Source organism: Aureimonas mangrovi (genome assembly GCF_014058705.1).
Lineage (GTDB): Bacteria > Pseudomonadota > Alphaproteobacteria > Rhizobiales > Rhizobiaceae > Aureimonas > Aureimonas mangrovi.
This window is the reverse complement of record NZ_CP059692.1, coordinates 709,591-728,435: the sequence shown is the minus strand read 5'-3', so window position 1 is coordinate 728,435 and position 18,845 is coordinate 709,591. Positions and strand designations below refer to the sequence as shown.

Genomic DNA, 18,845 nt, shown 5'->3' with positions numbered 1-18,845 from the left:
CGCGATCAGGCGCTTCCCGCGCCGGCCGAGCCGCGAAAGCCCTCGCCGAAGAAGAACGGGCGCAGGCGCACGCCCACCGCGTTGCCGGCAAAGGCCGCGACGAGCCAGAGCCAGCCGTGCAGCGAGCCCGACGCGATGCCGGAGAAATAGGCGCCGATGTTGCAGCCATAGGCGATGCGCGCGCCGTAGCCCAGAAGCAGGCCGCCGATGATCGAGGCCGCGAGCTGGCGCGGCGGGATCTTCAGGGAGGGCGCGAACTTGCCGGCGAGCGCGGCCGCCAGCATCGCGCCGCCAATGATGCCGAAGTTCATCACGGAGGTGACGTCGGTAAAGACCGAGCCGGCGAGTGCGGCGGCGTTGCCGGGCGTCTGCCAGTAGGCCCAGGCGGTGGGATCGACGCCGATGAGCTCGGCGCCCTTGGCGCCCCACAGCGCGAACGCCGAGGTGATGCCCCAGGGCCGGCCCGCGAGCCAGAGCGTGACGAAGTTGAGGATGGCGAGCGCGACGGCGCCGGCGATCAGCGGCCAGGGACCGCGCGCGAACCGCCGGAAGCCGTGGTTCGGCGAAGGCGCCTCGCGCTCCAGCGCGCCGTTGCGGCGCTTCTCCACGACGATCGTGAGCGCGGCGATGGCGGCAAACAGCGCCAGCGAGACGGCGATGCCGGCCGGCGCGCCGAGGGAGACGAGCGTGACGGGCTGGAAGGCCGGCAGCGATGTCCACCAGTCGAAGTTGATGGTGGCGAGCACCGAGCCGACAATGAAGAAGAACAGCGTCACCACCATGCGCGCATTGCCGCCGCCGGCGGTGAAGAGCGTGCCGGAAGCGCAGCCGCCGCCCGTCTGCATGCCGATGCCGAAGAGGAAGGCGCCGACGATGACGCTGACCGAGAGCGGCGAGACATTGCCGCGCACTTCCTCGCCGAACAGCGTGCCTGAAGAGAGGGCGGGAAAGAAAAGGAGGACGGCGATGGCGAGCATCACCATCTGCGCGCGCAGGCCCCGTCCGCGCCCTTCCAGGATGAAGACGCGCCAGGCGGAGGTGAAGCCGAAGGCGGCGTGATAGAGGACGAGGCCGAGCGCCCCGCCGAGAACGAGGAGCGCGGCCTGTTGCGGGCCGTAAGCGAGACCGAGGGCGACGGCGCCGGCCGCGAGCGCGAGACCCGACAGAAGCGCGGGCGTCTGGATGATGGGCGCCATTGGGGCGGGCGCGGGGATCGAACGGCTCATGCCGCTTCTCCTTCGAAGGTGCTGCGCGCGGGGGAACGATCGCAGCCCGCGCTCGAGCTTCAGCTAGGCCTTCCGACAGAGAAGTTCGAAGCCGGAATTTGCGCTTATCGGCCTTGTGGCGGAAAAGTGTTCCCGGCCAGAGCCGCAATCTCCTCGGCGGTCAGGGGGCGCACAGCGCCTTTGGCGAGCGTCCCGAGCTCGAGCGGGCCGATCGCCACGCGCACGAGGCGCAGCGTCTCGATCCCGAAGGCGGCGAGAAGGCGCCGGATATGCCGGTTGCGGCCCTCGTCGAGAACGATCTCCAGCCAGGCGTTGCGCACACCCTCGCGCAGCGAGCGCACGGAACGCGCGGCCAGATGCTCGCCCGCGTCCTTAACGCCGCGCTGAAGGGCCGCGACGAGGGCGTCGTCCGGCGGCCGATCGATCTTGACGTGATAGGTCTTCAGAGGCGCGCCCGGACCGTCGAGGACGGCATTCGCCCAGACCGTGTCGTTGGTGAAGAGGAGAAGGCCTTCGGAGGCCATGTCCAGCCGGCCGACCGGGGCGACATGCGGCAGCTCGAGGCCTTCGAGGCAGGAATAGACGGTCCTGCGGCCTTCCGGGTCGTTTCGCGTGGTGACGAGGCCACGCGGCTTGTTGAGCATGAGATGGATCTTCGCCGCTGCCTCGACCGGTGAACCATCGACGGTGATCGCAGCGCCCGCGGCGGTGCGCGCCTCCGGGTCCGTCACGATTCGGCCGTCCACCGCCACGCGGCCTTCGCGCACCATCGCCTCCGCCTGACTGCGCGAGGCATGGCCGCGCTTGGAGATCACGCGCGCGAGCCCGTGCGTGGCGGGGCGGGAATGCTGCGAGGACGGTGACGTGCGAACCATGTCGGGGGAAAGATCAGAGCCCGCGGCGTCTTGGCAAGAGGGTCGGAGACGAGGCGGGCGCCGATCGCGCCCGCCCCTGCCCGACGTCAGCGGGCGCAGCCGCGCCAGCCCGAGACCGACTGCCCGCCGAAGATCATCTGCGGTGGAAGCTGGAAGATGAAGTAGGGGTTGAGAGAGGGCGGCGTGCTCACCGCCTCCAGGCGTTCGAGCTGGTCCGGCGAAAGGACGAGATCGAGCGCCGCGACATTGGCCTCGATCTGCGCGGCGCGGCTCGCGCCGATCAGGACGGAAGCGACGCCGGGGCGCGAGACGGCCCAGGCGAGCGCCACCTGCGCCATCGTCGCGCCGGTCTCCTCGGAGATGGCGCGCACGACGTCCACAACATCGAAATTGCGTTCGGTGAAGAGCATTCCGCCGAAGGGGTTGTCGCCGTTCAGGCGGCCGTCGCTCTCTGCGCCCTCTTCCGACACGCCCGCCTTGTCGGGCACCTCGCCCGGCCGGTTCGCCTGCGCGATAATCTCGCGCCCGTACTTGCCGGTGAGAAGGCCTCCGCCCAGCGGGCTCCACGGGACGATGCCGAGTTCGAACTCCGCAGCCGCCGGCACGAGGTCGAGTTCGACGCCGCGATCCAGCAGCGAATACTGATATTGCAAACCGATGGGCGCCGGCAGCCCGTGGGCGCCCGCGAGCGTTGCAACCTTTGCGACATACCATGCAGGCGTGTTCGAGAAGCCGTAATGCAGGATCTTGCCGGCCCGCACCGCGCCGACGAGTGCTTCCAGCACTTCCTCTGCCGGGGTCACGCGGTCCCAGACATGCATCCAGTACATGTCGATATAGTCCGTGCGCAGGCGCTTCAGCGAACCGTCGAGCCCGGCGCGGATGTTGCGGGCGCCGTTGCCGCCGGCAAGCGGCGTTCCCTGCACGCGCGAGAAGCCGGACTTGGTGGCGACGACCAGCCTGTCCCGAAGCCCGCTTTCGGCGAGGAAGGCACCCAGCATCTCCTCGCTGCGTCCCCCGCCATAGACGTCTGCCGTATCGATGAAGTTGCCGCCGGCTGCGGTGTAGGCGTCGAATACGGCACGCGATCCGACCTCTCCAGATCCCCAGCGCTCCGCGCCGAAGGTCATTGCGCCGAGCGCCAGCGGGCTGACGACGAGGCCGGAACGGCCGAGTGTACGGTAATTGGTCAGGTTCATGTCCGTGATCCCTTGTCGGACCGGCGAGGTGCCGGCCGGACGCCGAAGCTAGGGACCGCGGCGCGCGCGGATTAGCCGTTGCCCGCCGCATGGACTTGTGAGCACGATACATGAATGCAGCGCAGTGAACTCAACGAACTTATGATGTTCGCGACGATCGCGCGCGAGCGAAGCTTCACGCGGGCATCGCGGCTCCTGGGCATCTCCCCGTCGGCGCTGAGCCATGCCATGCGAGCGCTCGAGACACGGCTCGACGTGCGGCTTCTGGCGCGCACGACGCGAAGCGTGGCACCGACGGAAGCCGGCGCGGCCCTTCTGGCATCCGTCGCACCGGCGCTGGCGCAGATCGAGGACGGGCTGGGCGCGCTGTCGAGCTGGCGCGCCTCGGCCTCCGGCACGGTGCGGCTGACGACCTTTGCCTATGCCGCGCAGATGGTGCTGGAGCCGAGGCTCCCGGCCTTCCTCATGGCCAACCCTGGCGTTCGGGTCGAGGTGGAGATCGAGAACCGGATGAGCGACATCGTCGCCGACGGTTTCGACGCCGGCATCCGCCATGTCGAGTCCGTCGCCAGGGACATGATCGCCGTGCGCGTGGGGCCGGACCTGCGGACGGTCGTGGTGGGGACGCCGGAGTATTTTTCCCGCCATCCGCCGCCGCAGACGCCGGCCGAGCTGGAACGCCACGTGTGCATCAACTACCGGGGCGCGGCCGACCGCCCGCCTCTGTCCTGGGAGTTCGAGCGGGACGGGCGGGAGATCAAGGTGCGAGTCAGCGGGCCGCTGGTCGTCAACGACGTGCCGCTCGCACTCGCAGCCGTCCGGGCGGGCGCCGGGCTCGGTTATATTCTCGAGCACGACGTCGCGGACGATCTGGCGAGCGGGCGGCTGGTGCAGGCGCTGGACGAATGGTGCGCGCCCTATCCCGGCTACCATCTCTATCATTCGAGCCGGCGACAGACGCCGCCGGCGCTGCGCGCGCTGATCGAGGCGTTGCGCTGGCGCGGGAACGGGAACGGGAACGGGCAGTGAGCCGGAACGGAAGCACCGGGCGCGATCCTTTTCCCGATGCCGCCGCCTGTTCGCCGCGCCAGCCGCCCTCGTGAGCGGAGAAGCAGCAGCTTCCCTCGCCTAACCGACGACGCCGCGGACGACCCCGGCGCAAACGACAGCGAATACACGAGCCCCTTGCAAAGCCAGTTCTATATAGAACCAATTGACCAATGTTTTGCGAGCGGGTAGATCGAAGGCCTCATTCGGGGAGGAATGATGTCTTCGACGCGTGCAGATGAAATCGACCAACGGCTGCCGGCCTATGCCCAGCTTCGTGACCGGCTGGCCGCACGCATCGCGGCCGGCGAATTCCGGCCCGGCGCGGCGTTCCCTTCCGAAAACCAGCTCGCCGGCGAAACCGGCCTGTCCGTCGGCACCGTGCGCAGGGCCATGCAGCAACTCGTGGACGAAGGGCTTCTGGAGCGGCGGCGGGGCTCGGGCACCTTCCTGCGCTCGCCGGCCTTCGACGTCTCGCTTTTCCGCTTCTTCGCGGTCGAGACGCGCGGCGAGCGCACCATTCCGACGAGCCGTCTCGTGCTGCGGTCGCGTGCGGCCCCTCCCGCAGCCGTCGCGGCGGTTCTGGGAACGGACGACGCCGTGCGCATCGAGCGCATCCGCTCGGTGGGCGCCGATGTCGTCCTCGCTGAAGAGATCTGGGTGCCGCAGGCGCGCTTCCCCGGGATCGAGACCATCGCGGAGGCCGAGATCGGCCCGCTCCTCTACCCGTTCTACCTCGACCGTTTCGGCGTCCTCGTCTCCAGCGCGACCGATGATGTGAGCTTCGAGCCGGCCGACGCGCACAATGCGCGCCGCCTCGGCGTCGAGGAGGGCGCGCCGCTCGCCGTCATCGAGCGCACGGCGCGTGCCGTCGACGGCGCCGTCGTCGAATGGCGCGTCGCCTATGGCGACGCCACCCGCTTTCGATACCGAAGCCGGATCGGATAGCCGGCGAACCCCCGAGGGCTTCGCCGCCGCCGCGCCGCCGGCGCATGCGCGCGATCCCGTGACCGGGCTCCCCCAACCAGGAAACGAACGACGCATGGCAGAAAGCCCGTATCCGAACGCACCGATCGACGGCCACGCACATGTCTTCAGGCGCGACCTGCCGATGGCGGCAGGGCGCCGGTACGCGCCCGACTACGACGCGACGATCGAGGACTACATCGAGCGGCTCGACCGCTTCGGCTTCTCGCACGGCGTCCTCGTGCAGCCGAGCTTTCTCGGCACCGACAACAGCTTCATCCTCTCGGCGCTGCGCCTTCACCCGGACCGGCTGCGCGCGATCGCCGTGGTGGAGCCTGAGGTCGGCGACAGCGACCTCGACGCGTTGCAGGAGGCCGGGGTCGTCGGGCTGCGCCTCAACCTCGTCGGCCGGCCGACGGACATCTGCTTCGAGACGCGCTGGCGGGCGCTTTTCGAGCGCGCGGCGAAGCGGAACTGGCAGATCGAGATCCAGCGCTCGATGGACGATCTCGCACAGGTCCTGCCGGTGCTTCTCGACAGCGGCGCGCGGGTGATGGTCGATCATTTCGGCCTGCCGGGCGGGCCGATCGACCCCGACAAGCCGGCGCACAGAGACTTCCTCGCCCTTCTCGGCCACGAGCGGCTCTGGGTGAAGCTGTCGGCGCCCTACCGCGCCAGGCTCGACGTCAACGAGGCGCAGGCCGCCTTCGACAATCTGCGCATCGCCGCCGGCAGCGACGAGCGCATGGTCTGGGGCAGCGACTGGCCGCACACGCAGCATGAAGCCGCGAACGACTTTCCGGGCCAGCTCGCCTGGCTGAACGCCGTCATCCCCGACGAAGGGCTTCGCACCCGAATTCTGTCGATCAACTCCTCCAATATTTTCGGCCTCGCAGCGTCCTGACGCCAGCCCGGCCGGCCGCAAGGGCCGTTCCATGAGCATCATCGTCGTTTCCTCGATCGCGCTCGCGATCGCCCTCGGCTATTTCACGCGGATCAATATCGGTCTGTTCGCGATCGCCTTCGCCTATCTCATCGGTTGTTTCGCGATGGATCTGAGCACCAGCGCGGTCATCGCGATGTGGCCGCTCAGGCTGTTCTTCGTGATCTTCTCGGTCTGCCTGTTCTACAGCTTCGCCATGACCAACGGCACGCTGGAGAAGCTGGCGGAGCACCTGCTCTACCGCTGCCGGCGCGTGCCCGCGCTCCTGCCCTTCGCGATCTTCCTCACCGCGACGGCGATCGCAGCGATGGGCGCGGGCTACTACACCGTCCTCGCCTTCATGGCGCCGATCACGCTGATCCTTTGCCAGCGCACGGGTCTCGGGCTCATCACCGGCGGCCTAGCCGTCAATTACGGCGCGCTGGCCGGCGCGAACTTCGCCTCCAGCCAGAGCGGCATCATCTTCCGCGGCCTGATGACCACGGCGGGCGTGCCGGAGGGCGAGGCCTTCCTGAACGCGCTCGGCATCTTCGCGGCGACCTTCGTCGTGCCGGTCGTCGTCCTGACGATCCTCACGCTGATCGGCCGGCGCTCGGGCAACGCGCTCAACGCGATCGAGGCAGAGCGGCCGGGCCCCTTCTCGCCGATCCAGCGCAAGACGCTCTGGCTGACGCTCGTGATGATGGCCGTCGTCCTCGCGCCGCCGCTTGCCCAGCTCGCGCTGCCCGGCAACGAGACGGTCGCCTTCGTCAACGGCAAGATCGACATCGGCCTCATCGCCAGCGTCTTCTCGGTGATCGCGCTGCTGATGAAGCTCGGCGACGAGCGCAAGGCCTTCGCCGCCGTGCCCTGGTCGACCCTCATCATGATCTGCGGCGTTGGCATGCTCGTCTCGCTGGCGGTCGCGGCCGGCACGATCGACGCGCTCGCGGCCTGGATGGGAACCAGCATTCCCGCCGCGCTCGTGCCGGTGGTGCTCGGCGTGATCGCGGCGATCATGTCGCTCTTCTCCTCGACGCTCGGCGTGGTGACGCCGGCGCTGTTCCCGCTGGTGCCCTCGCTCGCCGACACGCTGTCGCTCAACCCGGCGATCCTGTTCATCGCGATCGTGGTGGGCGCGCAGGCGACGTCGATCTCGCCCTTCTCGTCGGGCGGAAGCCTGATCCTGGGTTCGGCGCCCGACGAGGAGATGCGGCGCTCACTCTTCCCGCGCCTCCTGTTCCGCGCGGCACCCATCGGCTTCTTCGCGGCGCTGGCGATGAACATCGTCCTGACCGTCCTCGCCTGAGCGCGGACGGTCAGGACGATCGGTGCTTACTGGGGCGGCTGTCCGTTGGACGCCGACAGGCCCCCATCGACCGGCAGGTTGACGCCGTTGACGAAGCGCGCGGCACGGCTCGCCAGAAAGAGGATGACGTCGGCGATCTCCTCGGGTTCGGCCGGCCGGCCGAGGGGAATGCGCTCGGCGAATTTCGCCATCTTGTCGGCGTCGTCGAGGATGCTCTCCGTCATCTCGGAGCGGGTCAGCGAAGGATTCACCGCATTGACGCGCACGCCCTGTCCGCCGAGCTCCAGTGCCAGCGAGCGCGTGAGGTTCGTCACCGCGCCCTTCGAGGCGGTGTAGGCGCTCATGTTCCAGTCGCCGCCGATGCCCGACACCGAGGAGACGTTGACGATCGAACCCCCTACCTTGAGCAAGTGGGGGAGCGCCGCGCGTGTGGCATGCAGTAGGCCTTCGACATTGGTCGCCATGACCTTGTGCCAGTCCTCGAGGCTGGTCTGGAGGAATGGCCCGCTCGTGGCGGTTCCGGCGTTGTTGACGAGTGTGTCGAGCTTGCCGAACCGCTCGATCGTGGCGGTAACGGCGTCCTCGACCTCCGACGGCACCGAGACGTCGGCGCCCTGGATGAGGACGCGATCGGGGTCGAGCCCCTCCGCGGCTTCCTGCAGCTTCTCCTTGCGTCGGCCGAGAAACACGACGTCGGCGCCCTCCTCATGAAACCGCCGGGCGGTGGCCGCGCCCATCCCGGAACCCGCGCCGGTCACGATGACCACGTGATTGGCGAACATCATTTGTCGTCTCTTTCATTCTCGCGCCCTTCCCGGGCTTTCGGCAGTGCGAGATAGGAGCGTGCGGCGCGAAGTCAGGGGTGGGTCAGTCCCGCGTCGCAGCGAGAGCGTGCAACTGCGTCAACCTGCGAGCGAAATCGGCCGGGCGCTCGCACAGGAGCCGCTCGGCGAGATGGAGCGAGCGCCTGCGGAGCTCGATACTATGGCGCTCGAGAAGACCGACAATGCCGCTCAGATTTTCGACCTTCGCCATTGCGGGGCCCGGCGCATCCATCTCCGCGCGAAGAACGGCATAGTCGTGATCGCGTCCGAGGTCGTCGGCGATGCGGTCGGCCATGCGGCGCAGCGGACCGATGCCCTCCGGCCAGTCCCGGTTCAGAAGCTTGAGGTGCATCGCCAGATACTTCATTCGCTTGCGCAACTCGTGGAAATCGTCCGCTTCGCCGGAGCGTTTCGCCCGCACCATCGCCGAGCGCGCCTTTGCGATATTGGCTGCAAGCCCGGCGCGAAGCGTCTTGCGCCCATGCCCCGGAAGCGACAGGTCGCCGAGCGCTGCCCTTCCCTCCCGAAGAACCCTGACGGTCGGCGCGAGAGCCTCCTCAGTCAAATCCTCTTGGGCGGCGACCGCGCCGCGCCGTGCAACCAGTGCGTCGCGCAGGGGGGTGAAGCTGCGCTCCTCGGCCTCGTCGGCGTATCGCGCACGCAGACCATCCAGCGCCTCGATCAGTGCGGTGCGGTCGCGCAGGTCGGACAGGGTACGGGCAAGGTCCCGATAGTGGGCGTTCTCTTGCTCGAAGATGTCCGGCGCCGACGGCTTCACCACCCGCAGAAGGCCGCGCAGCTTCTTCAGGCGCTTGCGCGCGTCATGAACAGCCTCGTTTCGATCGGCGTCCGGCGCCGTCAGCTCGGCGATCGCCTTGTCGATCTGGTCGTTCGCGGCTTTGCGTACCGCCTTGCGGAGAGGACGGGCTGGATCGAGGCGATAGGGCAAAACGGTTCTCCTTACGGCTGCTCCGGCGCGCGCCCCGCCACGGCGAGCGCGGCGTTGGTGTAGCGGGTGTCGTCCGTGACCTCGCGGCCGAGAAAGATGGGAAGCGCCGGGCGCGCCTCGACGGACGGCAATTCGATTTCGCCGAGGACGAGCGGGGCGTGCGGGCCGTCGAAGACGTCGACCTCGAGCGTCAGCGCGCCGAGAGGCACGCGGTGGCGGCGCTTGGCGACGACCGAACCGATGCGCGCGGCTTCGAGTTCGCGCGCGTCCTCCAGCGGGATCGGGTATTCGTATTCGCCGCGGCACAGGCCGCCGCCGGTCTTGATGGTGAGGGTCGCCCCCCGCGCCTCGAGGATGCGGATACGCGCGGAAAAGCCAGGCCGGGCCGCGAGATAGAACTGCCGGATGGCGACGCCCTCGTCGGCGCTCGCGCGCCAGCCGTCCGCGGTGACGAGATATTTGCGTTCGATCTCCGTGCCCATGAGGCTGCAACCCGCAGGGGCCGCAGAGGTTTCGCGCGAAAAGACCTGCGGCGGACGTCGCCGCCGCAGGCCGGATCGATCAGTCTTCCTCGACGAAGACCTCGTCGCGCTTCTTGCGGATCGAGGGCAGGAGCGCGACCACCACGGCGGCAAGGCCGATGGCCAGCAGCGTCGCCGAGATCGGCCGCTGGAAGAACACCAGAGGATCGCCGCGCGAAATGATCATGGCGCGGCGCAGATGCTCCTCCAGAAGCGGGCCGAGGACGAAGCCGAGAAGGAGCGGTGCCGGCTCGCAGCCCATGCGGATAAGCACGTAGCCGAGGATGCCGAAGACCGCGATCGCGTAGACGTCGAACGGGTTGTTGTTGATCGAGTAGCAGCCGATCGAGGCGAAGATGACGATCGCCGGGAAGAGCACGCGATAGGGGATCGAGAGCATCTTCACCCACAGCCCGATCAGCGGCAGGTTCAGGAGCACCAGCAGGATATTGCCGATCCACATCGAGGCGATGATGCCCCAGAACAGCGCCGGCTGCGTGTTGATGACGTTCGGCCCCGGCGTGATGCCCTGCAGGATGAAGGCGCCCACGATGAGCGCCATCACCGGGTGGGCCGGGATGCCGAGCGTCAGAAGCGGGATGAAGGAGGTCTGCGCCGCTGCGTTGTTGGCGCTCTCCGGCCCCGCCACGCCCTCGATGGCGCCGTGGCCGAACTCGCCCTTGTTCTTCGACAGGTTCTTTTCCATCGAATAGGAGGCGAAGGAGGACAGGACGTGGCCGCCGCCCGGCAGGACGCCGAGGATCGAGCCGAGCCCGGTGCCGCGCAGGACCGGCATGGCGATCCGCTTGAAGTCGTCCTTCGTCAGCCAGAGGTTTTCGACCTTTTTGACCATCACGTCTCGCGAGCGCTCATCCTCCAGGTTGCGGAAGATTTCGGCGACGCCGAAGACGCCGACCGCGACCGAGACGAAGTTGATGCCCTGATAGAGCTCGAGCTGGCCGAAGGCGAAGCGTGGCGTGCCGGTGTAGATGTCCTGCCCGACCGTGCCGAGCAGAAGCCCGAGAACGATCATGCCCAGCGCCTTGATCACCGAGCCGTGGGCGAGCGAGATCGAGACGAGAAGGCCGAGGACGATGAGCGCGAAATATTCCGGCGCGCCGAAATTGAGGGCGACGGCCGCGAGCGGCGGCGCGGCGACGGCCAGAAGCAGCGTCGCGACCGAGCCGGCGAAGAACGAGCCGAGTGCGGCCGTGGCGAGAGCCGGCCCCGCCCTGCCCTTCTTGGCCATCTGGTAGCCGTCGATTGCCGTCACCGCCGACGAACTCTCGCCCGGCAGGTTGATCAGGATCGCCGTCGTCGAGCCGCCGTACTGCGCGCCGTAGTAGATGCCGGACAGCATGATGAGCGCGGTGACGGGCGAGAAGGTGAAGGTGATCGGCAGGAGCATGGCGATGGTCGCCGTCGGCCCGATGCCCGGAAGAACGCCCACCAGCGTGCCGAGAAGCACGCCGATGAAGCACCAGAAGATGTTGATGGGGGTGAGCGCGGTCTCGAAGCCGAGCGCCAGATTGGCGAGAAGATCCATGGCTGCGCCCTCAGAACCGGAACAGCGTGCCGAAGGTCGGCAGCGTGACGCCGAGCCCGACCTCGAAGATCAGCCAGCACAGGGCCGACATCGCCACGGCGATCAGCAGCGCAGAGACGATGGTGTTGTTGCGCGAGGCCAGGGACGTCAGGAAGGCGGCGACGAACACAGACGGCACCAGGCCGAGCTGGCGGGCGAAGGCGCCGAAGATGATCAGCGTTGCGACGATGAGTGCCATGCCCCGCCACGCAACGGGAGAAGGCGTGACCATTTCGGAGCGTCGCAGACCGATCACCAGCGTCACCGCTCCGAGGACGGCGAGGATGCCTGCGAGAAAGACGGGCATGAAGCCCGGCCCCATCCGCAACGGCGTGCCGAGCGGATAGTTGAGGCCCTCGATGGCGAAGCCGGCGGCGATGGCGATGAAGACCGCCCCGGCGATGACGTCGCGGCGCGAGCGCTGCTGCACGGCGCCGGACATCAGCGGGCGCCTCGCGAACGAGGTGAAAAGGACAGGCGCGGCCGCCGCGCGTCCCACGAGGGAACGGCGATCAGGCGCACGAGCGGAACCCGGGCACGCATCTGCATTGTCAAAAGTTCCTCCACGGAAGACGCCTCCCGGCATCCTCCCCCACGCTCATGGAGCGCCATTCACACGGACTTGTCCAGTGGGGTTGTGGAGAACCCTTGACGCGGAGGCTTTCGAGCCGTCAGGCCGCGTCGATCAGCATCGCGAGCCTGCGCAGGGCGTATCCGTATCCCTCGGTGCCGAAGCCGGCGATGACCCCGGCTGCGACCGCCGAGACGTAGGAGTGGTGGCGGAAGGCCTCGCGCCGGTGGATGTTGGAGATGTGGACCTCCATCACCGGGAACTCGCAGGCCGACAATGCGTCGAGGATCGCCACCGATGTGTGGCTGTAGGCCGCAGGGTTGATGACGATGCCGCCGGCGCGGGTGCGTGCCTCGTGGATCCAGCCGATGATCTCGTGTTCGGCGTTCGACTGGTGGAAGGCGATCTCCAGGGACAGTTCCACGCCGACCCTGCGGCACGACGCCTCGACGTCGGCCAGCGTCTCGTGACCGTAGATCTGCGGCTGGCGCTGGCCGAGGAGATTGAGGTTCGGCCCGTTCAGGACGTAGACGATGCGGCTTGCGGGCACGTGCGGTGATCCTTGGCTTGAGCCGCCGGAAGACGGCGGCGAATCGAACGGCGTCGTGCCGCAGGATATTGCGCATGAGGCGTCGCGGTCGAGGCGAGGCGGACACAAGAGCGCGTTGCCGAGCGGTGCGGTCCGCCTATCTTCGGCCGCCCATCCCCGATCGCCAACGCCGGCCGTCGAAAGGAACCCGATGACCCTATCCATCGTCGCGCGCTGTGCGCGGACACGCCAGTTCGGCGTTGCCGCCGCAACCGAGATGCCCGCCGTCGGCAAGCTTCTCACCCACGCCTTTCCACGCTACGGCGCCTTCGCCACGCAGGCGCTGATCAACCCCTATCTCGGCATCTACGGCTGCCAGCTCCTCTCGCTCAGCGTCTCGGCGCAGGGCGCGGTCGACACGGTTCTCGAAGACGATGACCAGAGGCAGGAGCGCCAGATCGCGGCGGTGGACAAGGAGGGCCGCTCGGCAGCCTTCACCGGGGAAAACTGCCTGCCTTACGCCGGCTCCGTGCAGGGACCGAGCTTCACCGTGCAGGGCAACCGGCTGGCGGGGCGGCAGGTGCTGGAGGCGATGGCAGGTGCCTTCGAGGAGAACCGCGAGGCCGAACTCGTCCACCGCATGATCGCCGCGATCGCGGCCGGGGTCGCGGCCGGTGGAGACCGGCACGGGGAGCGGTCCGCGACGGTCTACATCGTGGACGGCGAGGAGTATCCGCTCTGGGACATTCGCGTCGACGACCATGACGACGTCATCGGCGAACTGAAGCGGCTGGAAGTCGTGTTCCGTCGCGAGCTCTACCCGCACATCCTGAAGATGCCGACGCGCTCGCGCTGACGCGTTCAGCGGATGTCCACCTTCTGCCGCTAGACGTGGGGCGAGGAACGCGCCCGCGACACGGAAGGTCGGACCCTGATGAGCCAGCGAAAGCCGCGCCGCAACGCGCCCGCCCGCAAAGCCCCTGCGCGTCGCAAGGCGACCCGCCAGCCGGTTTCCTTCGTCTGGTGGGTGCTCGGGGCGGCGGCGGTCGGCTGGATCGCCTACGACGCCAACCGCGACTTCGTGGACAGGCATGCGCCGATGCTGACGGCGGCACTGCCCTGGAGCGCGCCCGAGCCGGCGCGGCAGGCCGCGCGCCAGCCCGAGCCACAGCGGGCGGCCGCCGAGCGGCCGGCACCCTCCGCTCCGCGCCAGACGGAGGCGAGCCGCGCCGCGCCGCGGCCGCCGGCACCCGTTGCTCCGGCGTCGACCGCGACGCGCGAGGCTCCCGTACGCACCGCCGCGATGACGCCGGTGCGGCCCGAGCAACGGCCGGCACGACAGGCGGCCACGAATCGGACCGGGGCCCCGACCACCGCGCGGCGCGCCCCGATGCGCCGGGCCCCGGAAGCGGACGCACCTGTCTGGGTGACGCTGGAGGCCGGCGTGCCGCTGCGCATCAGCGAACGCAAGGGAAACTGGCGGCGCGTGGAAGCCGGAATCTTCACCGGCTGGATAGAGGCGGAGGCGATCGCCTCGGCGGCCCCCGCTGCAGCAGCCGCTCCGACCGCCGAAAGGAGGCAGGCCGCCCAACGGCCGCAGCCGGCGAGCTCACGCCTTGCGTTGCCGAGCGTGACGCGCAAGACGAACGACGGGGATGCGCCGGTGCCGCGGGGAGCCATCCCCACCGCCGCGCGCTGATCGCTGCTCAGCCCTTCCTGCGCCTTTCCGCCTTCACGAGCTTGTCGACGTCGCGCTCATAGGCCTCGGCGTCGATCTTGCGCAGCGAATTCTCGCTCTGGTAGCGCACTGTGCCGAAGATCGGCCTGCGCTGCCAGGGCCGGTCATGCAAGCCGTAGACCCAGGCGACGTTGGTGAACGAATTGGCGTCGCGACCGTCGAGGAAGTAGCGGTTGTTGAGGGCGAGCGTCCGCTTGAAGCCCTCCTCGGCGCTGGGCGACCATTCCAGGATCTTCTTGGCCCAGTACATGCGCAGATGGTTGTGCATGTAGCCCGTCTCTCGCATCTCGGCCATCGCCACGTTCCAGTAGTGGTCGTGCGTATCGCCATCCGCGAGCTGCTTCTCGGAATATCGATGCTCGCGCTTGTCTGCCTTGTGCTCGGCGAGCGTCTTCTGCGCCCAGTCCGGAACGGCGCTGGCGAACCGATCGTAATGCTCGGTGTGGTGGACATGGTTCATCGCGAGCTCGCGGCGCACGACGAGCTCCTCGATATAGGCGTCCTTGTCCTCGGCCGAGGCCTCCCCGGCCCGGCGTACGGCGAGCGCGATCTCGACGGGCGAGATCTGACCGAAATGCAGATACGGGCTCATATGCGAGGCCGCGCCCGCCTCCGGCTTGCCGCGTTCCTCTCCGTAGTGCGCGAAAGGGCCGGCGAGGTAGCGCTTGAGACGGCGTCGCGCCTCGCTCTCCCCGCCTGTGAAGCGCGAGACCGGCGGCACCGAACGGTCGAGCGTCATGCCGTCAAGCACCTTGTCAGGATCCGAGATGTCGATCTCGCTCTTCAGCTTCAGCGCTCTCGCCGGATGCTTCACCTCGCGCTCGCCGAGCCCGTTCAGGAACTCGTCGAGATGCCTGCGGATTTTCGGGCGGAGCGTTCGCGCGGCGTATTCGTGCTTGTCCGAAGCCACATCGAGCGGCACCACCACGTCGCCTTCCACCTGCACGATGCGGGTCTTCACGCCCTTCGAGATCTCGCCGTACCAGCGCTTCTGGATCGAGAGATAGCCACGGTCGAGGACGAGGATCGCGGCGTCCTGCGCCAGATCGATGGCGATCTCCGCCGGCGAGCACTTGCGCATGACGAAGCCGATGCCGCGCTTCTCCAGCCCCGTCGCGGCATCCGACAGGCCCTGCAGGAGGAAGGCGTAGTGCCGCGCCTTCGCTTCGGGAAAGCCGTTCGAGCCGTCGAGGAGGCCGAAGCAGGCGACGACCGGCAGGCCGAGGCGGTTGCCCTCTTCCACCGCCAGCTCCAGCGCGGGATTGAAGCGGGCGCGGTTCGCCTGCTGCATCAGATACAGGACGTAGCGCCCTTTTTCGTTCGGCTCGGCGTCGTTCAGAAGCCGGATGCGCTGCGCCTCGATCGTCATGGTCATCCCGTGCCTGTCTCGCGAGTGCGCGCAACTATGGGCGGCGGAACAAGCGGCAAGCGCGAAGACTGCGGCGAATGCGCCGCCCGAACGCAAAAGGCCCGGGCGTCTCCGTCCGGGCCCGTCGCGATCGCCAATCCGCCGCGATCAGTCCTCGTCGGCTGCGAGTTGGGCCAGCACCTTGCCGCGACCGCGCGCACGCAGGATCATCGGCACGACCAGCGCCAGGATGGCGAGGCCGAAGAGCGTCAGCGCCAAGGGCGAGGTGACGAGCACGGCCGGGTCGCCCTGGCTGATCGCGAGCGCGCGGCGAAGCTGCTGCTCGGCCATCGGCCCGAGGATCAGGCCCACCACCACCGGCGCGATCGGATAGCCGAAGCGGCGCAGGAAGTAGCCGAGGATGCCGAAGGCGAGCAGCATGCCGAGCTCGACCGAGGACGGGTTCGCCCCGATGCAGCCGAGCGTGGCGAAGACCAGGATGCCCGCATAGAGCCAGTGGCGCGGGATCGTCAGGAGCTTCACCCAGAGCCCGATGAGCGGCAGGTTCAGGATCACCAGCATCAGATTGGCGATCAGGAGCGAGGCGACGAGGCCCCAGACGAGCTGCGGCGAGGTGACGAAGAGCAGCGGCCCCGGCTGGAGGCCGAACTGCTGGAACGCCGCCAGCATGATCGCGGCCGTGGCCGACGTCGGCAGGCCGAGCGTCAGGAGCGGCACGAGCGTGCCGGCGGCCGAGGCGTTGTTGGCAGCCTCCGGCCCGGCGACGCCCTCGATCGCGCCCTTGCCGAACTCCTCGGGGTGCTTCGTCAGGCTCTTCTCGGTGGTGTAGGACAGGAACGTGCCGATCTCGGCGCCGCCCGCGGGCATCGCCCCGATCGGGAAGCCGATCGCCGTGCCGCGAAGCCATGGCTTCCACGAACGCTTCCAGTCTTCCCTCGTCATCCAGACGGAGCCCCTCACGGCCTCGATCGTGGCCGGAACGCGGGTGCCGGCACCCGCGACGACGAGCGCCTCGCCGATGGCGAAGAGTGCGACCGCGAGCGTCGTCACCTCGATGCCGTCGAGAAGGTTCGGTACGCCGAAGGCGAGGCGTGCCTGACCTGTCTGAAGGTCGATGCCGATGAGCCCGAGCGTCAGGCCGAGCGCGAGGGCGGTCAGGCCCCGCAGCGCCGAATCGCCGAAAGCCGCCGAGACGGTCACGAAGGCGAGCACCATCAGCGCGAAATATTCGGCCGGCCCGAAGGACAGCGCGAAGGAGACGATGAGCGGGGCGAGGAACGCCAGCGCGAGCGTCGCGATGAGGCCGGCGATGAAGGAGCCGATCGCGGCCGTGGCGAGCGCCGGCCCGCCGCGGCCCTTGCGCGCCATGGCGTTGCCCTCGAGCGCGGTGATGATCGAGGCGCTCTCGCCGGGCGTATTGAGGAGGATCGAGGTCGTCGACCCGCCGTACATGCCGCCGTAGTAGATGCCAGCGAACATGATGAGCGAGCCGGTGGCGTCGAGCTGGTAGGTGACCGGCAGGAGCAGCGCGACCGTCAGCGCGGGGCCGATGCCCGGCAGGACGCCGACGGCCGTGCCGAGCGTGACGCCGAGCAGGGCGTAGAAGAGGTAGATGGGCTGCGAGGCCGTCAGGAGGCCCTGGCCGAGAAGTGCGAGTGTGTCCACGCGTGCGACCCCCGCTTAAAGGAACAGGCGCTCGAGCGGACCGGCGGGAAGGCGCAGTCGCAGGAGCTGCGAGAAGACGAGCCAGATGGCGAGCGAGAGAACGATGCCGATCGGGATCGACTTCCACAAAGCGCGATAGCCGAAAGCGCGCGCGGTGGCCGCGAACAGAAGGCCGGTGCCGATGGAGAAGCCAGCGACATTGAGCAGCAGAAGCTGGGCGGCCAGACCGCCGATGATCCAGATGATCGGCGCGATCTCGTCCTTCTCGCGCTCCGGAAACTTGCCGCGCATCGCCTCGACAATAGTCCAGACGCCGAGCGCCAGGAGACCGACGGCGATGGCATAGGGAAAGGCCGTCGGCCCGATCCGCGCGTAGGAGCCGCCGGTCAGGCGATGGGCGTCCCAGCCGACGAGGCAGCCGAGGGCAAGGAGCGCGACGCCGATGACAAGCGCCGCCCTGTCGGGGCGGCGCCTGCCGGCGCTTTGGGGCGTCAGGTCACTCACTGCGAGACCAGTCCGATCGTCGTCAGGATCTCGCGCGTGTCCTCGATGTTCTGCTGAAGTTCGGCGCGGAACTCGTCACCGGCCAGGAACGTGTCGACCCAGTTGTTACGCTCGAGCGTCTCCTGCCACTCGTCCGACTGCACCATAGCCTCGATGTCGGCAGTGATCTGCGCAGCCTGCTCGTCGGTGATGCCGGGCGCGGCGGCGACCATGCGCCAGTTCTCCAGGCTCACGTCGTAGCCCGCTTCCTGCAGGGTCGGCGCATCGACGCCCTCGATGCGCTCGTCCGTCGTGACGGCGAGAAGGCGCATCGTGCCGGCCTCGATCTGGCTCTCGAACTCGCCATAGCCGGAGATGCCGGCGGCGACCTGGTTGCCGAGGATCGCGGCGAGAGCCTCGCCGCCGCCGGAGAAGGCGATGTAGTTGATCTGCGTCGGGTCGGCGCCCACCGCCTCGGCGAAGAGGCCGGCGGCGATGTGGTCGGCACCGCCGGCCGAGCCGCCGGCGATCGCGACCGCGCCCGGGTTCTCGCGCATGGCGGCGGCGAGGTCGTCGATGGTCTGGTAGGGCGATGCAGCGGGCACGACGATAGCCTCGGCCTCGCCGGTCAGGCGCGCGATGGGCGTGACGTCTTCTAGGGACACCGGCGAATTGTTGGTAAGGATCGCGCCGACCATGACGTAGCCGCCGACGATGAGGGCCGACGGATCACCCGCCTTGCCCTGCACGAACTGGGCGAGGCCGATCGTGCCGCCGGCGCCCGGCACGTTGACGACCTGCACGTCGCCCGCGACTCCGGCGTCCTGCATCACGGTCTGCATTGCGCGGGCCGTCTGGTCCCAGCCGCCGCCCGGCGAGGCCGGCGCCATGATCTCGTAGCTTGCGGTCTGCGCGAGGGCGCTCGTGGACGCGAGGCCGGCCGCGATTATGGCGGCGAGCAGCATTCTGGTCATGAAAATCCTCCCGGAAGCGGTGTCCGCTTCATGTGTGGCGTTCGATCGCGACCGCGCTCGGGAGAGAAGATGCAACAGGGCCGAGGAAAGGCC

19 protein-coding genes are annotated in these 18,845 nt (G+C 68.6%); 6 read left to right on the top strand and 13 right to left on the bottom strand.

Annotation, left to right across the window (positions count from 1 at the left end; translation table 11 throughout):
- Positions 1-5: 5 nt before the first annotated feature.
- From H1343_RS03400 to H1343_RS03390, 3 genes are all read right to left on the bottom strand, one after another.
- Positions 6-1,226 (bottom strand): YeeE/YedE family protein, encoded by a 1,221-nt coding sequence (locus H1343_RS03400; protein WP_210270070.1) that lies wholly within the window; start codon positions 1,224-1,226, stop codon positions 6-8.
- Between the two features lie 104 nt (positions 1,227-1,330).
- Positions 1,331-2,101, bottom strand: a complete 771-nt coding sequence (locus H1343_RS03395) for a pseudouridine synthase (RefSeq protein ID WP_185984558.1) — start codon at positions 2,099-2,101, stop codon at positions 1,331-1,333.
- 86 nt (positions 2,102-2,187) lie between these two features.
- On the bottom strand, positions 2,188-3,300 hold the full coding sequence (locus H1343_RS03390; protein ID WP_185984557.1) for an aldo/keto reductase: 1,113 nt from the start codon (positions 3,298-3,300) through the stop codon (positions 2,188-2,190).
- Positions 3,301-3,414: 114 nt separating this feature from the next.
- On the opposite strand from H1343_RS03390, the gene H1343_RS03385 reads away from it, so the two are divergent.
- The 4 genes from H1343_RS03385 (at position 3,415) to H1343_RS03370 (ending at position 7,544) form a co-directional block, all read left to right on the top strand.
- The gene (locus H1343_RS03385; RefSeq protein ID WP_185984556.1) at positions 3,415-4,329 is read left to right on the top strand and encodes a LysR family transcriptional regulator; all 915 of its coding nucleotides are present in this window, start codon (positions 3,415-3,417) and stop codon (positions 4,327-4,329) included.
- A gap of 237 nt (positions 4,330-4,566) precedes the next feature.
- Entirely contained in the window at positions 4,567-5,295 is a 729-nt protein-coding gene (locus H1343_RS03380; protein WP_185984555.1) for a GntR family transcriptional regulator, read from the top strand.
- A 94-nt stretch (positions 5,296-5,389) separates the two neighbouring features.
- A complete protein-coding gene (locus tag H1343_RS03375) occupies positions 5,390-6,217 on the top strand; it encodes an amidohydrolase family protein (protein ID WP_185984554.1) in 828 nt (275 codons plus the stop codon).
- Positions 6,218-6,248: 31 nt separating this feature from the next.
- A complete protein-coding gene (locus H1343_RS03370; protein ID WP_185984553.1) occupies positions 6,249-7,544 on the top strand; it encodes an SLC13 family permease in 1,296 nt (431 codons plus the stop codon).
- Positions 7,545-7,570: 26 nt separating this feature from the next.
- Here the strand turns inward: H1343_RS03370 and budC are convergent, their stop codons facing one another.
- The 6 genes from budC to aroQ all read right to left on the bottom strand — a co-directional run bounded on the left by budC (position 7,571) and on the right by aroQ (position 12,544).
- Complete coding sequence (budC, locus tag H1343_RS03365) at positions 7,571-8,329, bottom strand: meso-2,3-butanediol dehydrogenase (RefSeq protein ID WP_185984552.1); 759 nt, start codon at positions 8,327-8,329, stop codon at positions 7,571-7,573.
- A gap of 82 nt (positions 8,330-8,411) precedes the next feature.
- A complete protein-coding gene (locus H1343_RS03360; RefSeq protein ID WP_185984551.1) occupies positions 8,412-9,317 on the bottom strand; it encodes a CHAD domain-containing protein in 906 nt (301 codons plus the stop codon).
- An 11-nt stretch (positions 9,318-9,328) separates the two neighbouring features.
- Entirely contained in the window at positions 9,329-9,799 is a 471-nt protein-coding gene (locus tag H1343_RS03355; protein WP_185984550.1) for a CYTH domain-containing protein, read from the bottom strand.
- Between the two features lie 79 nt (positions 9,800-9,878).
- Positions 9,879-11,384 (bottom strand): tripartite tricarboxylate transporter permease, encoded by a 1,506-nt coding sequence (locus tag H1343_RS03350; protein WP_185984549.1) that lies wholly within the window; start codon positions 11,382-11,384, stop codon positions 9,879-9,881.
- Between the two features lie 10 nt (positions 11,385-11,394).
- Complete coding sequence (locus H1343_RS03345) at positions 11,395-11,865, bottom strand: tripartite tricarboxylate transporter TctB family protein (protein WP_185984548.1); 471 nt, start codon at positions 11,863-11,865, stop codon at positions 11,395-11,397.
- A 229-nt stretch (positions 11,866-12,094) separates the two neighbouring features.
- On the bottom strand, positions 12,095-12,544 hold the full coding sequence (gene aroQ / locus H1343_RS03340; protein ID WP_246333289.1) for a type II 3-dehydroquinate dehydratase: 450 nt from the start codon (positions 12,542-12,544) through the stop codon (positions 12,095-12,097).
- 190 nt (positions 12,545-12,734) lie between these two features.
- Between aroQ and H1343_RS03335 the strand changes: the two genes are divergently transcribed.
- Together H1343_RS03335 and H1343_RS03330 are read left to right on the top strand one after the other, a co-directional pair.
- Positions 12,735-13,379 carry a DUF1028 domain-containing protein gene (locus tag H1343_RS03335; protein ID WP_185984546.1) on the top strand — a complete coding sequence of 215 codons (645 nt, stop codon included), beginning with the start codon at positions 12,735-12,737 and terminating at the stop codon, positions 13,377-13,379.
- A 78-nt stretch (positions 13,380-13,457) separates the two neighbouring features.
- Positions 13,458-14,222: an SH3 domain-containing protein gene (locus H1343_RS03330; RefSeq protein WP_185984545.1), complete on the top strand. Its 765-nt coding sequence runs from the start codon at positions 13,458-13,460 to the stop codon at positions 14,220-14,222.
- Positions 14,223-14,229: 7 nt separating this feature from the next.
- Here H1343_RS03330 and H1343_RS03325 read toward each other — a convergent pair whose 3' ends face one another.
- The 4 genes from H1343_RS03325 to H1343_RS03310 form a co-directional block, all read right to left on the bottom strand.
- Positions 14,230-15,630, bottom strand: coding sequence for a deoxyribodipyrimidine photo-lyase (locus H1343_RS03325; RefSeq protein WP_185985453.1), 1,401 nt, complete (start codon positions 15,628-15,630; stop codon positions 14,230-14,232).
- A gap of 147 nt (positions 15,631-15,777) precedes the next feature.
- Entirely contained in the window at positions 15,778-17,295 is a 1,518-nt protein-coding gene (locus H1343_RS03320) for a tripartite tricarboxylate transporter permease (RefSeq protein WP_185984544.1), read from the bottom strand.
- Positions 17,296-17,310: 15 nt separating this feature from the next.
- Positions 17,311-17,799, bottom strand: a complete 489-nt coding sequence (locus H1343_RS03315) for a tripartite tricarboxylate transporter TctB family protein (RefSeq protein ID WP_185984543.1) — start codon at positions 17,797-17,799, stop codon at positions 17,311-17,313.
- On the bottom strand, positions 17,796-18,752 hold the full coding sequence (locus H1343_RS03310; RefSeq protein WP_185984542.1) for a Bug family tripartite tricarboxylate transporter substrate binding protein: 957 nt from the start codon (positions 18,750-18,752) through the stop codon (positions 17,796-17,798). Before H1343_RS03310 ends, H1343_RS03315 begins: the two co-directional genes overlap by 4 nt.
- Between the last annotated feature and the right edge of the window lie 93 nt (positions 18,753-18,845).

What these genes read in the sequence shown, in the direction of transcription:
- H1343_RS03395 (WP_185984558.1), bottom strand. Translation starts at nt 2,101, where the DNA reads ATGGTTCGCACGTCACCGTCCTCGCAGCATTCCCGCCCCGCCACGCAC.
- budC (WP_185984552.1), bottom strand. Translation starts at nt 8,329, where the DNA reads ATGATGTTCGCCAATCACGTGGTCATCGTGACCGGCGCGGGTTCCGGG.
- H1343_RS03335 (WP_185984546.1), top strand. Translation starts at nt 12,735, where the DNA reads ATGACCCTATCCATCGTCGCGCGCTGTGCGCGGACACGCCAGTTCGGC.
- H1343_RS03350 (WP_185984549.1), bottom strand. Translation starts at nt 11,384, where the DNA reads ATGGATCTTCTCGCCAATCTGGCGCTCGGCTTCGAGACCGCGCTCACC.
- H1343_RS03330 (WP_185984545.1), top strand. Translation starts at nt 13,458, where the DNA reads ATGAGCCAGCGAAAGCCGCGCCGCAACGCGCCCGCCCGCAAAGCCCCT.
- H1343_RS03380 (WP_185984555.1), top strand. Translation starts at nt 4,567, where the DNA reads ATGTCTTCGACGCGTGCAGATGAAATCGACCAACGGCTGCCGGCCTAT.
- H1343_RS03310 (WP_185984542.1), bottom strand. Translation starts at nt 18,752, where the DNA reads ATGACCAGAATGCTGCTCGCCGCCATAATCGCGGCCGGCCTCGCGTCC.
- H1343_RS03375 (WP_185984554.1), top strand. Translation starts at nt 5,390, where the DNA reads ATGGCAGAAAGCCCGTATCCGAACGCACCGATCGACGGCCACGCACAT.
- H1343_RS03370 (WP_185984553.1), top strand. Translation starts at nt 6,249, where the DNA reads ATGAGCATCATCGTCGTTTCCTCGATCGCGCTCGCGATCGCCCTCGGC.
- H1343_RS03325 (WP_185985453.1), bottom strand. Translation starts at nt 15,630, where the DNA reads ATGACGATCGAGGCGCAGCGCATCCGGCTTCTGAACGACGCCGAGCCG.
- H1343_RS03345 (WP_185984548.1), bottom strand. Translation starts at nt 11,865, where the DNA reads ATGTCCGGCGCCGTGCAGCAGCGCTCGCGCCGCGACGTCATCGCCGGG.
- H1343_RS03385 (WP_185984556.1), top strand. Translation starts at nt 3,415, where the DNA reads ATGCAGCGCAGTGAACTCAACGAACTTATGATGTTCGCGACGATCGCG.
- H1343_RS03390 (WP_185984557.1), bottom strand. Translation starts at nt 3,300, where the DNA reads ATGAACCTGACCAATTACCGTACACTCGGCCGTTCCGGCCTCGTCGTC.
- H1343_RS03355 (WP_185984550.1), bottom strand. Translation starts at nt 9,799, where the DNA reads ATGGGCACGGAGATCGAACGCAAATATCTCGTCACCGCGGACGGCTGG.
- H1343_RS03400 (WP_210270070.1), bottom strand. Translation starts at nt 1,226, where the DNA reads ATGAGCCGTTCGATCCCCGCGCCCGCCCCAATGGCGCCCATCATCCAG.